Origin of the sequence: Halomonas sp. McH1-25, assembly GCF_022348165.1 — a bacterium.
Lineage (GTDB): Bacteria > Pseudomonadota > Gammaproteobacteria > Pseudomonadales > Halomonadaceae > Modicisalibacter.
Map to the genome: position 1 here is coordinate 507782 of NZ_JAKRFI010000002.1, position 12862 is coordinate 520643.

A 12862-nucleotide genomic window follows, 5' to 3' on the forward strand; every position below is an offset into this window, starting at 1 on the left:
ATTGAGATGAGTGCTGCGAAGGGGCGAGGGAAAACGGGCTCATCGGGCCGATAACCTGTCATCGAACGACGACGACCTGGAGGATTCGCGTCTCACATTGCTTGTTTTTCAATGAGTTAGTCAGTATCTAAACACCGACAAGTCGATGCGCGGAGGCGTGAAAACACGCAGCCCCTGCCGAGGCAGGGGCTGCGATGTCACGGCCGGCGATTCAGAACGTCACCGGTGTTCCCAGCGACAGTTACGCCTTGGACACCTTGCCCAGTGCGGCGTTGAACGTGGCGCTCGGACGCATGGCCTGGCTGGCCAGTTCACCGTTGGGGTGATAGTAGCCCTGGATGTCGACCGGCTTGCCCTGCACCCGGTTGAGCTCGTCGACGATAGTCTGCTCTTCGGCTTCCAGCGTCTTGGCCAGTTCGGTAAACAGCGACTTCAGCTCGGTGTCCTCGTCCTGATCGGCCAGGGCCTGGGCCCAGTACAGCGCCAGGTAGAAGTGGCTGCCGCGGTTATCGATCTCGCCGACCTTGCGCGACGGCGCCTTGTTGCTGTCGAGAAACTTGCCGTTGGCCTGGTCCAGCGTCTTGGCCAGCACCTTGGCGCTCGCGTTGTCGAAGGTGTTGCCAAGGTGTTCGAGAGATGCGGCCAGGGCCAGGAATTCGCCCAGGGAGTCCCAGCGCAGGTGGTTTTCCTGCAGCAGTTGCTGGACGTGCTTGGGCGCGCTGCCGCCGGCGCCGGTCTCGAACAGGCCACCGCCGTTCATCAGCGGGACGATGGAGAGCATCTTGGCGCTGGTACCGAGTTCCATGATCGGGAACAGGTCGGTCAGGTAGTCGCGCAGTACGTTGCCGGTCACGGAAATGGTGTCCTTGCCGGCGCGGATGCGCTCCAGCGAGAAGCGCATGGCGTCCTCGGGCGCCATGATGCGAATATCCAGGCCGCTGGTGTCGTGATCCTTGAGGTAGTGCTCGACCTTCGCGATCAGCTGCGCATCGTGGGCGCGGTTGGTGTCCAGCCAGAAAACGGCGGGCGCACCGCTGTCGCGCGCGCGGGTCACGGCCAGCTTGACCCAGTCCTGGATCGGTGCGTCCTTGGTCTGGCACATGCGCCAGATGTCGCCTTTCTCCACGGCGTGCTCGAAGACCACGTTGCCCTGCTCGTCGGTGACGCGCACGGTGCCGGCCGCGGGGATCTGGAAGGTCTTGTCGTGGGAGCCGTACTCCTCGGCCTTCTGCGCCATCAGGCCGACGTTGGGTACGCTACCCATGGTGGTCGGATCGAAGGCGCCGTTCTTCTTGCAGTCCTCGATCACGGTCTGGTAGATGCCGGCATAGCAGCGATCGGGAATCACCGCCTTGGTATCGTGCAGCGCATCGTCGGCACCCCACATCTTGCCGGAATCGCGGATCATGGCCGGCATGGAGGCGTCGATGATCACGTCGCTGGGCACGTGCAGGTTGGTGATGCCCTTGTGCGAGTTGACCATCGCCAGGCGCGGGCGCTCGTTGTACAGCGCCTGGATGTCGGACTCGATCTCGGCCTGCTTGTCTTCGGGCAGTGACGTGATGGTCGCGTAGAGATCGCCGATGCCATTGTTAGGGTCGAAGCCAACCTGGGCGAGGTCGTCGGCGTGCTTGCTCAGCACCTCCTTGTAGAACTCGGAGACGACCAGACCGAACATGATCGGATCGGAGATCTTCATCATGGTCGCCTTGAGATGCAGCGAGAACAGCACGTCCTGGGACTTGGCATCGTCGATGGCTTCGGCGACGAAGGTGCGCAGGGCGCTGCTGCTCATCACCGCAGCGTCGACGACTTCGCCGTCGAGGACCGGGGTCTTTTCCTTGAGGACGGTGGTGTTGCCGTCCTGCCCGACCAGCTCGATCTTGAGATTGCCAGCGGCGCCGAGGGTGGTGGACTTCTCGCTGCCATAGAAGTCGCCCTCGCTCATGTGCGAGACGTGGGACTTGGACTCGCTGCTCCACTCGCCCATGCGGTGCGGATACTTGCGCGCATAGTTCTTCACCGACAGCGGCGCGCGACGGTCGGAGTTACCTTCACGCAGGACCGGGTTGACGGCACTGCCCTTGACCTTGTCGTAGCGTGCCTTGATGGCCTTTTCTTCGTCGCTCTTGGGCTCTTCGGTGTAGTCGGGCAGCTTGTAGCCCTGCTGCTGAAGTTCCTTGATGGCGGCCTTCAGCTGCGGCGTGGAGGCGCTGATGTTGGGCAGCTTGATGATGTTGGCTTCGGGGGTCTTGGCCAATTCGCCGAGTTCGGCCAGATGATCGCCGATACGCTGCTCTTCGGTCAGGTAATCGGGAAACTGCGAGATGATACGGCCGGCCAGCGAGATATCACGGGTCTCCACTTCGATACCGGCCGGGTCGGTGAAGGCATCGATGATCGGCAGCAGCGAGTAGGTCGCCAGCGCGGGGGCTTCGTCAGTCAGCGTGTAGATGATCTTTGGCGTTTTGGACATGTCTGCATTGACCTCTCTTGTCACAGCGATGGCACGAATCTGGGCGGTGAAGATGAAAATCCGGGATGCCTGGAGCCCCCTTTCAACCGGCCTGTCCCATGCCGGGGGCGGGCGAGTAATCGCTGCCTGGCCCTGTATCTCGCACGGTATCGGTTGGTCCGGGTTTGTCGACAATCCCCAGCGAACGTGCCGGAGTATACCAGTGCAGCACGCGATGCGCATGGCCGCTATCGTCGAGTCACGGACTAGTGTAGCTGGCGCTTGGCCTGGTGCGTGCCCGAGCCATCGCCTACCTTCGCTAGTGACCACTCATCGGGGAGACGAGCCATGCCGTACAGTTACCGAGCCGCACATCCAGACAGTGAAACGACGCGTCGCGATGCCTCGCAACGGCGCGACGAGGGATACTTGGTCTACAACACCGAAACCAGCAAGGAATATGGCGTCTATGCCACCGAGGAAGAGGCGCGGGCAGCCTGTCAGGAACTCAATGACGAAGAACCTGGCATGACGGACCAGTATCCCGCCACGTAGTTGAGGTAGTGTTCACTTCGAAGACACCGGCATCCGTGTGCCGGTGTCTTTTCGAGCGGATTAATGCTCAACGGCACCCAGAGCGCCGAGGAACTGGCGACACCAGTGGTGTATGTCGTTCTTGCGCATCACCTCCATCATGCGCTGCCAACGTTCCTTTCGCTCGTCCAGCGGCATGTTCAGGGCCTGATCCAGCATGTCGGCGACGCCTTCGGTATCGTACGGGTTGCAGACCAGGGCGCCTTCCTGCAACTCCCAGGATGCCCCGGCCAGGTGGGAAAGCACCAGTACGCCGGGATCTTCGGGATCCTGTGCAGCAACGAACTCCTTGGCGACCAGGTTCATGCCGTCGCGCAGCGGAGTCAGGAAACCGACCCGGCTCAGGCGCAGGAAACCGAGGATAGATTCCCGGCTGTAGCCGCGATTGAGGTAACGCAGCGGTGTCCAGTCGTAATCCGAGAAGCGGCCATTGACGTGGCCGGCGATACGCTCCAGCGTCGTGCGCAGCTCGGCATACTCCGGGACATCGGTGCGCGAGGGAGGGGATATCTGCACGAACACGACGTGGCCATGCTGGTGCTCGGCCTTTTCCAGCAATCGCTCGAAGGCCTGGAAGCGCTTGAAAATGCCCTTGCTGTAGTCCAGCCGGTCGACGCCCATCACCATCGTGCGGTCGGCCAGTGATTGCGCCATACGCTTGCCGATGTTGCTTTCCACGCCTTGGCGCGCCATTTCCTGAGCCGATTCGATATCGATCGAGATGGGGTAGGCCTCGGCCCGGAAGCGGCGACCTTCGACCTCGATCGTGCCGTCTTCATGGAAGGTGGCATCGAAACCGTGGCGCATGCACTCTTCGAAGTTGCGCTGGTCGCACTTGGTCTGGAAGCCGATCACGTCGTAGGCGCTGAAATAGCGCAACAGGTTCTCGTAATCGGGGAGGATGCGCAGCACGTCCCAGGGAGGGAACGGTGTATGCAGGAAATGCCCGATGGGCACGTTGATGCCGGCCTGACGCAGGAAGTGCCCCAGCGGGATCAGCTGGTAGTCATGCACCCAAATACGCGAATGGGGCTCGACCAGCGTAGCGACGTGCCGGGCATAGCGCTGGCTGACGCGCAGGTAACCTTCCAGATTTTCACGATCGTATTCCACCTTGTCGGTCCGATAGTGGAACAGCGGCCAGAGCACCTCGTTGGAGAAGCCGATGTAAAAGGTCTGGTGATCGTTCTCGGTAAGCGGAAACGTCGCGAAACGTACCGAGTCGAATTCGTAGTGATTGAGCTGGGCATCGCGATTCTCATCGATTTCGCCGCTCCAGCCGACCCACAATCCTTCGTTCTTCTGCAAGGCGTTCATGACGCCAACGGCGAGTCCGCCCTGGCTGCCTCCCGAGCTTTTCGGGGAAGGGACGCGATTGGAGACGACAATCAGCTCGTTATCCGGTTCCTTGGACATGTGAACACCTATGGCTAATGGCGGGTGGCGCGAGCCTTCCTGCCCGCACTCACCCAGGATGACGTCCGGTCGGTAGCTATCCAAGCTAGCCGAAACAATCTGTCGCGATCATGCCGGACTTCACTCTAGTTTATGCTGATCCTGCCGGCCATTGTTCCAGGCAGGCCTTCAGCCAGGCTTCCACGGCCTGGGTATCGCCCAACCGATACCTTGCCTGGGTTTCGCCCTGGCCGACCTTGATACTGTATCCTCCCAAGGCATTGACGGCCTCGAAGCCGTCCTCGTCTGTCAAATCGTCGCCGAGAAACACTGGCGTACGCTGGGCGAATGGCGTCACTTGCATGAACTGATGGATGGCTTCGCCCTTGTTGCAAGAGGTTGTCCGTAACTCGAACACGGACTTGCCGCCATGCAGGATCAGGGCATCTCCCAAGCGTTTCCTCAAGCTTTCCAGCTGCTTCTCGATCGTCGACTGCTTGTCGGGCGCATTGCGATAATGCAGGGCCAGGCTGGCCCCTTTGTCTTCCAGCTCCAACTCGGGATGCGCATCGAGAAAACGGCTCAGTTCCTCGCGCGCCTCCTGCAGCGTGGCATGGTCGGGGTCGGTCAACGAATAACCGTTCACCGCATCGCGTCGCTCGGCACCGTGTTGTCCCGCCAAGGGTAATTCCAGCGGCGATAGCAGGCGCGACAGATCGTCGATGGAGCGCCCACTGATGATGGCAAGAGCGCCATCGAGGCGTTGGTGCAACTGTTTGAGCAGTTCCAGCAGGCGCTTTTCCAACACCACGTCCGCCGGCTTTTCCTTCAGGGGACTCAGCGTGCCATCCAAGTCGAGAAACAATGCCCAAGCTTCGTCCTTTTGAGGCAAAGGACATGATCGGAACATTTCCGGATTCGACATCGAAAGGCACCCTCCCTGAGCCTATTGGATACAGCGGTCCTCGACGGATATTCCATCGAAGTGCACTCTTACTGTAAGAAAGACCAGCCGCGTTCGCCAGCGTATGGCAGTGATGGGTATGGGCTGTCGTGTCGCGTTGGGCTTATGAAAACAACTCCTTACGCTCCGCAACTAAATTTGCTCGTTTGCAATCTCTGTTGACAATGCGTTGCGAGATGAAAGGGAAGCATGCAGCCTGCCACAACATTCCTGCTTACCGGTTGGGTGATCCCCGTCCCGGTCCGAAGAATAACTCTAATCTTGATTATCGTGCCTCGTTGGAGAAAACATGCTTAATCAGCGAGCCTTGGCCTACCTTAACGAAGTCATTCGTCGTGGCTCACTACGTCGTGCCGCCGCCTATCTCGATGTGGATGCCTCAGCGCTCAGCCGGCAAATCAAGGCGCTGGAGGAAACCCTGGGAATCACGTTATGCGAGAGGCATGGGAGCGGAATGCATGCCACGCAGGCAGGCAAGCTACTCGTCGAGCATTATCACGCCCAGCGTGCCGCTGAAGAGGCCGCGCTTTCCAGACTGATGGCGTTACAAGAGTTACGCCGCGGCGAAGTGCGGATTGCCGTCGGGGAGGGCTTTATCGCCGACCTGGTGTCGGCTCCCCTGCAGAGCTTTCTTACCGCGTTTTCGGGTATCGAGCTGGAGGTGCGCATGGCCGGTGTCAATGAAGCGATATCGCTTGTCAAAGACATGGAAGTGGATCTCGCTTTGCTCTATGCCCCGCCAGTCGATCCCCTCCTGCATTGTCATGTGGAGACACTTCAGCCACTGGACCTCATCGTGCCGGCAGATCACCCGCTCTTGGCAAAAGACAGGCCACTGACATTACACGATCTGACTGCATGGCCGCTGGGGCTGATGGATAACTGTTTCGGCATGCGCCAGATGGTCAGCTTGGTGGAGCAGCAGGAGCGGGTGCATTTGCATGCCCGCTTACGCACGAATTCGGTGGCCGTGCTCAAGAACTTCGTACGCTCGGGAATTGGCGTGACATTCATGCCGGAGCTGACTGTGATGGAAGAAGTGCGCAACGGTGAGATCCGTGTCCTGCCCATGGATTACCCGGTACTCAGTGGGGCACGTGCCCAGATCGTCAGCCGGGTAGGCCGGGAGCTGACCGTGGCTTCCCAGGCATGCGTAACCCATTTGAGAAGAGGGCTGCGCTTTTTCAATGCCGACGCGCCGAGACTGCTAAACGCCAAGTGTTGCATTTGAGGCAACGCAATCGTGATTGCATAGGCAACACGACAATGCATAGTCTCATGTAACTTTGTTTAACCCTATGCCTTAACAACAACAAGGAGACATTGTCATGTCATGTTCTGCACGACTTCCGTTGCGAACGCTGGTTTCTAGCTGTGTCCTGAGCTTCGCCATGCTGGCAGGTTCCGCACAGGCCGAAACGACCGTGAACTTGAGTTATAACGGTGCGCCTGACCCCGACAAGAACGCCGTCCATGTATTCGCGACCAACTTGAAAGACCTTGTCGCAGAGAAGACCAACGGCGAAATCCAGCTGAAGCTGTACCCCAATAGCATGCTCGGCGAAGAGCAGGCCCGCATGGAACAGGTCATGAGCACCCCTAGCCTGAACATTGCCTCCTTTGCCGGCATGTCTCCTCTCGTACCTGAAATCTATGTCAGCGCGATTCCTTTCCTGTTCGAGGATTTCGAGGCGGCACGCAATTTCTTCGACGAAGGTCAGTACTGGCAAGAAGTGGAAAACGCTCTGCGTGAGCGTACCGGCGCCGAGCTCTTGGCCGTCGTCGAGGAGGGGGGCTTCCTGGCATTCACCAACAATGAGAAGCCCATCCACTCACCCAAGGATTTCGAGGGACTGCGCTTTCGTGCAATGGACCCCAGCCAGGTCGCCCTCTACGAAGCATTTGGTGCGTCAGGTACGCCGATCCCCTGGACCGAGGTTTACATGGCCCTGCGTACCGGTGTCGCCGACGGTCAAATGAACCCGCCGATGTATATCATTCTGGGCAGTCTCCACGAGGTACAGGACTACCTGACCCTGGCCAATATCCAATATTCGGACCAGTTCCTGGTGGGTAACGGCAAGATGCTGGATAGCTGGGATGAAGAAACCCGCCAAGCCTTCATGGACGCCGTGGCCGAGGCTAACGAGATGGCTCGGGACTACAACGAAGCAAAGGTCGACGAACGCATTGCCTATTTGGAAGAACAGGGCATGGAAGTCATCCGACCTTCGCAGGAGGATCTGCAAGCATTTCGTGAGCAGGGCCAGCCGGCCTATCTGGACTGGCTGACGGAGCAGGGGATCGAACAACGCTGGATCGATATGGCACTGAAAGATACCGGAATGACCGAGCTGGCTCAGTAACCGACACTCGAAACGGCAGGGAGTCGCCTCCCTGCCTCTCCTGATTCCTGCTTGTAGAACGCCCATGACTTCGCTTCGCTCTCGGGTTCTGGCCGTCAGTCGGCCGCTGTCGCTGTGTGTCGCCAGTACCCTGCTATTCATCGATCTGGCCGTCATTCTTTATGGCGTATTCATGCGTTACCTGGCGGGTGGCGCCCCGATCTGGACCGATGAACTGGCCCGCTATCTGATCATCGGCAGTGTCCTGCTGGCGGCCGGCGCCGTGTGGGTCGAAGGCGGTCACATGCGTGTCGCACTGATCGAAAAGCTATTGCCGGCTGGGCTTTGCCGGCTTCTCAACTGGTATCAGTGGTTACTGACTCTGGGGCTGGCGGTAGCCGGCACAATCATCAGTTATGACTATGCACAGTCAGTATCCATGTTCACCAGCTCCGGACTGGGCATTAGCCGCACCATTCCCATGATGTCGCTGCCAGTGGGCTTCGCACTGCTGGCCTGGCATGTACTCTGGTACGGTCCGGCGCCTCTGCGCACCCAGGTGGAGGAAACGATATGACCCTGACCATGCTGGCCGTCTTTCTGGTGCACATCCTGTTGGGACTGCCCTTGTTCCTGGCCCTGCTGGTCACGGCCCTGGTCGGGTTCATGTTCATCGATCCTTCGATGATTCCTCGCATGCTGCCCCAACAATTCTTCGGGGGCATCAATGCCTTTTCCCTGATGGCGATCCCGTTGTTTATCCTCGCTGGCAACCTGATGAATGTCAGTAGCCTGACCGAGCGCCTGATGGGGCTGGCTCGGTTGTTGGTGGGGCATCTGCGGGGAGGCATGGGACATGTCAACGTGGTCTCGAGCGTATTCTTTGCAGGCGTCAATGGTTCGGCAGTGGCAGATACCTCTGCGCTGGGGTCATTGCTGGTGCCTGCGATGCGCAAGGAGGGCTACTCCACGGCGTTCGCAGCCGGGCTGACTGCAGGTAGTTCGCTGATCGGGCCGATCATTCCTCCCAGCATTTTCATGATCCTCTATGCCTCGCTGACCAATACCTCGGTAGGCGACCTGTTCCTGGCGGGAGTCGTGCCGGGCCTGATCCTCGGGATGGCGTTCATGGCCATGAACGCCTGGTACGCCTGGCACAAGGGGCTGGCCAAGCGAGGCCGCTGGCCTGCGGCCAGTGAGCTGGCCAAAGCCACGTTTGCCGCAATGCCGGCCCTCGTGGCACCGTTCATCATCGTTGCCGGGATCGTGCTGGGGTTCGTCACGCCGACCGAATCCGGCGCCCTGACGGCACTGTACGTCGCCTTGTGCGGATTCATGCTCGGCAATTTACGATTGACCGACGTATGGCGGGCCATCGTCGACACGGCGCGGCTGACCTCGGCGATCTTCCTGATCATGGCCGCGTCGGCAACCATCAGCTGGCTATTGTCCTATGCCCAGGTGCCAGCCCAGTTCGTCGAGCTCCTGGCACCGTACATGGAGAACTCCCTGCTGATTCTGTTACTGCTCAGCGCCATCACGTTTGTCACCGGCATGTTCATGGAGGAGGTGTCGGCGCTGATGCTGCTTACGCCGATTCTCTCACCGGTGGCGATGATGGCGGGTGTCGATCCGGTGCATCTGGGCATCATCATTACCCTGAATATCACCATCGCGTTGATCACACCGCCCATGGGCGCCTGTGTGTTCGTCGCGGCTGCCGTGAGTCGGCTGGAGATTGTCGAACTATTCAAGACGATCTGGCCCTTTGTGCTCACGGCTGTCTTCGTCCTGATTCTGCTGATTCTGTTTCCGTCCCTGACCCTTTGGCTGCCGGCCCTGCTTGGATAAACAATGATGGCGAACCCTTCTTCCACTACGATTCTCGCTGACCGGCTGCCACCCATTCCGACCCTTGCCGAGCCGCACTGGGAAACGGTCAGCCGCTTGCCCATTCAGGGTGATAATGCGCCGCTCGTGCCCATGAGCCTGGCGCCACTACCCATAAAAGTCTTTCCGGCCTATGCCAAGCTGGGCATTCCCGGTGCGGTCGCCGAATGCTACGTGCGTGAAGACGTCTACCGGCGACTACTGGCCGTGGCACGCTCGCTGCCGTCGGGCTTGCAACTGGTCGTGCTGGACGGCTGGCGGCCCTGGCGGGTCCAGCAATATCTGTTCGATACCCTCTATGAATCGATCCGCTCGCATCATGGTGAAGCTGATGAAGAGCAATTGCTGATGCGCACTCGTGAGTTCGTTTCCGTTCCCAGTCGCGACCCGCAGGCGCCGAGTCCGCATCTCACCGGAGGCGCCGTCGATGTGACGCTGTGCGATGAGGATGGCCTGATGCTGGACATGGGCACATTGTTCGACGAGGCGGTGCCGGCCTCGCATACCGCGGCCCTGGAAAACCAGGGCGAACTCGACGATTGTCTGGTCCGGGCACGCGATCATCGTCGGCTGCTATTCCATGCCATGCGTGAGCAGGGGTTCACCAACCTGCCCAGCGAATGGTGGCATTACGACTTCGGCGATCAGCTGTGGGCCCATTATGGCGATCATGGGCGGGCCCTCTACGGCCCGGCCGAGCTGGATACCATCGAAAGCCGTTGGCGCCGGCAGCTGTAGCCGGGGTCGTTTGCGACGGTCGTTCCGGACCGCGGTGCTGGCGGGTTACCGGCACGCAAATCTCTTTACGCTTGGGCAACAGGGCTGGCATTGACGCGGCCAGGACGGCTTGCCAGCCTTGCTTGATGCAACTTATGACGATCTCAGAGGAAGAGACTCATGGCCAATCAGGAAGATATCCTGTTCCGTCCGTTTATGCTTTGCGGAATGGAACTGCCCAACAGGGTAATCATGCCGCCCTTGACCCGCTCACGTGCCGGACAGCCGGGCGACGTGCCCAACGACATGAATGTCGAGTACTATCGGCAACGCGCCAGCGCGGGGCTGATCATCGCCGAGGCGACCCAGGTCTCGCCGCAGGGTAAGGGCTATGCTTTCACGCCGGGCATCCATTCCGATGCGCAGGTCGAGGGTTGGCGCAAGGTGGTCGATGCCGTTCACGGCGCTGGCGGCCGTATCATTCTGCAGCTTTGGCACGTGGGTCGCATTTCTCACCCTGAGCTGCAGCCGAACGGCGAGAAGCCGGTGGCGCCGTCGGCGATCAAGCCCGAGGGTGCACAGACCTTTATCAGTGCCGAGTCCGGCATGGTCGATATACCCGAGCCTCGGGCGCTCGAAACCGACGAGATCCCCGACGTCGTCGAACAGTTTCGCCAAGGGGCCGAGAATGCCAAACGGGCGGGTTTCGATGGTGTCGAGATTCATGCCGCCAACGGTTATCTGCTCGATCAGTTTCTGCGCACCAAGAGCAACCAGCGCACCGACCACTACGGTGGCTCGCTGGAGAATCGCCTTCGCTTCCCGATGATGGTCGTGGATGCCGTGGCCGAGGTCTGGGGGGCGGACCGGGTCGGGGTGCGTGTCACGCCGACCGGCAGTTTCAATGACATGGCCGACGACAACCCGGTCGAAACCTTCGCGGCGTTTGCCAAGCGACTCGACGAGGCCGGCATCGCCTTTATCGAAGTGGTGGAGGACTCGTTCCAGGGCAACCTGGTGAAGGGGCGTCCCGAAGAAGTCATCAAGGCCATTCAGGACAACTTCAAGCGCACCTATATCGGCAACGGGCACTACACGGCCGAGGAGGCGCGCGAGCGCATCGAGGCGGACAAGTGCGACCTGGCATCGTTCGGGCGGGCCTTCATTGCCAACCCCGACCTGCCGGAGCGTTTCCGCCGCGGGGCCCCGCTCAACGAATGGGACGCCAGCACCTTCTACGGTGGTGATGAGCGAGGCTATACCGACTATCCCTTCCTGGAGTCGTAATCTGACTGCTGGCAGGCAAGGGGGTACAATGCCCCCTTGTCTTCCGCCCCGTCCTGCATTCGCCTCGCTGTGATAAGCTCGCTGCGTTCCGTGGCCCTGGCCGTACATTGTGCCAGCCCCCTAAACGAGCCAGCGAATAGAAGCCCTGCGCATGTCGCCCACGCTAGAGCACACGCTTACACGCATTCGTGACCGGGATCGCCAGGTTGGCGACCGGGTCTGTACCCATCTCGACACGCTTACCAAACCCCCCGGTAGCCTGGGGCGCCTGGAGACGCTGGCCATTGAGCTGGCGGAAATCCGTGGCGAGGACTTTCCCGACGTAACGCCGCCCGGCGTGTTGGTGTTCGCCGCCGATCACGGGGTGGCGGCGGAGGGCGTGTCGGCCTTTCCTCAGGAAGTCACTGCCCAGATGGTTGCCAACTTCGTCAGCCGGGGCGCAGCGATCAATGTCTTTGCCCGCCAGATCGGCGCCCGGCTGGAAGTGATCGATGTCGGCGTGGCGGCCGAGCTGGCTGGCGATGGCATCGTGCATGCCAAGATCCGTCCCGGTACGGGCAATATCGTCGAAACCGACGCCATGACTCGCGACGAGGCCGTACAGGCCGTCGAAACCGGCATCCAAGCCGCCGAGCGTATGGCCGAGGCCGGCTGCCGCTGCCTGATCGTCGGCGAGATGGGCATTGCCAACACGACGGCGAGCAGCGCCGTACTGGCAGTTCTGACCGGCCATGAGGTGCATGGCCTGGTTGGCCGGGGCACTGGCATTGCCGAGTCGCATCTCGTCCACAAGCAGGCGGTGATCGAACGGGCCATTGCGGCGCGCCAGGCGGACGCCGACGATGCGCTGGACGTAGTGAGCAAGCTCGGCGGGCTGGAAATTGCCGCCATGGCCGGGGCCTATCTGGGCGCGGCGGCGCATCGCCTGCCGGTTATCGTTGATGGCTTCATTGCCACGGTGGCCGCCCTGGTGGCCTGTCGGTTGTGCCCGGCGGCACGCGACGCCATGATTTTCGGGCATCGCTCCCTGGAGCCGGGCCATGGCGTGGCGTTGGATACGCTCCAGGCCCGACCGCTGCTCGATCTGGACCTGCGCCTGGGGGAAGGCACCGGCGCGGCACTGGCCTATCCGCTGCTGGTCTCGGCCACGCGCATGCTTGCCGAGATGGCGACCTTTGCCTCGGCCGGCGTAACCGACAGCGAGTCGCGCTGATC

11 protein-coding genes are annotated in these 12862 nt (G+C 60.6%); 8 read left to right on the top strand and 3 right to left on the bottom strand.

Annotation, left to right across the window (positions count from 1 at the left end; translation table 11 throughout):
- Window positions 1-241: 241 nt before the first annotated feature.
- Entirely contained in the window at window positions 242-2476 is a 2235-nt protein-coding gene (locus MHM84_RS08755) for an NADP-dependent isocitrate dehydrogenase (protein ID WP_239264944.1), read from the bottom strand.
- 327 nt (window positions 2477-2803) lie between these two features.
- Here MHM84_RS08755 and MHM84_RS08760 point away from each other — a divergent pair, with 327 nt between their 5' ends.
- Entirely contained in the window at window positions 2804-3010 is a 207-nt protein-coding gene (locus tag MHM84_RS08760) for a hypothetical protein (RefSeq protein WP_239264946.1), read from the top strand.
- 60 nt (window positions 3011-3070) lie between these two features.
- Here the strand turns inward: MHM84_RS08760 and MHM84_RS08765 are convergent, their stop codons facing one another.
- Both MHM84_RS08765 and otsB read right to left on the bottom strand, forming a co-directional pair.
- Entirely contained in the window at window positions 3071-4465 is a 1395-nt protein-coding gene (locus tag MHM84_RS08765; protein WP_239264948.1) for a trehalose-6-phosphate synthase, read from the bottom strand.
- Between the two features lie 130 nt (window positions 4466-4595).
- A complete protein-coding gene (gene otsB, locus MHM84_RS08770; RefSeq protein WP_239264950.1) occupies window positions 4596-5309 on the bottom strand; it encodes a trehalose-phosphatase in 714 nt (237 codons plus the stop codon).
- 388 nt (window positions 5310-5697) lie between these two features.
- On the opposite strand from otsB, the gene MHM84_RS08775 reads away from it, so the two are divergent.
- The 7 genes from MHM84_RS08775 to cobT all read left to right on the top strand — a co-directional run bounded on the left by MHM84_RS08775 (window position 5698) and on the right by cobT (window position 12860).
- Window positions 5698-6639, top strand: coding sequence for a LysR family transcriptional regulator (locus MHM84_RS08775; protein ID WP_239264952.1), 942 nt, complete (start codon window positions 5698-5700; stop codon window positions 6637-6639).
- Window positions 6640-6799: 160 nt separating this feature from the next.
- Window positions 6800-7774: a TRAP transporter substrate-binding protein DctP gene (gene dctP / locus MHM84_RS08780; protein ID WP_239265311.1), complete on the top strand. Its 975-nt coding sequence runs from the start codon at window positions 6800-6802 to the stop codon at window positions 7772-7774.
- 64 nt (window positions 7775-7838) lie between these two features.
- Window positions 7839-8330, top strand: coding sequence for a TRAP transporter small permease (locus MHM84_RS08785; protein WP_239264954.1), 492 nt, complete (start codon window positions 7839-7841; stop codon window positions 8328-8330).
- Window positions 8327-9604: a TRAP transporter large permease gene (locus MHM84_RS08790; protein WP_239264956.1), complete on the top strand. Its 1278-nt coding sequence runs from the start codon at window positions 8327-8329 to the stop codon at window positions 9602-9604. Before MHM84_RS08785 ends, MHM84_RS08790 begins: the two co-directional genes overlap by 4 nt.
- A gap of 3 nt (window positions 9605-9607) precedes the next feature.
- On the top strand, window positions 9608-10381 hold the full coding sequence (locus MHM84_RS08795) for a M15 family metallopeptidase (RefSeq protein WP_239264958.1): 774 nt from the start codon (window positions 9608-9610) through the stop codon (window positions 10379-10381).
- A gap of 159 nt (window positions 10382-10540) precedes the next feature.
- A complete protein-coding gene (locus MHM84_RS08800; RefSeq protein ID WP_239264960.1) occupies window positions 10541-11647 on the top strand; it encodes an alkene reductase in 1107 nt (368 codons plus the stop codon).
- 151 nt (window positions 11648-11798) lie between these two features.
- Complete coding sequence (gene cobT, locus MHM84_RS08805) at window positions 11799-12860, top strand: nicotinate-nucleotide--dimethylbenzimidazole phosphoribosyltransferase (protein WP_239264983.1); 1062 nt, start codon at window positions 11799-11801, stop codon at window positions 12858-12860.
- Window positions 12861-12862: the final 2 nt, after the last annotated feature.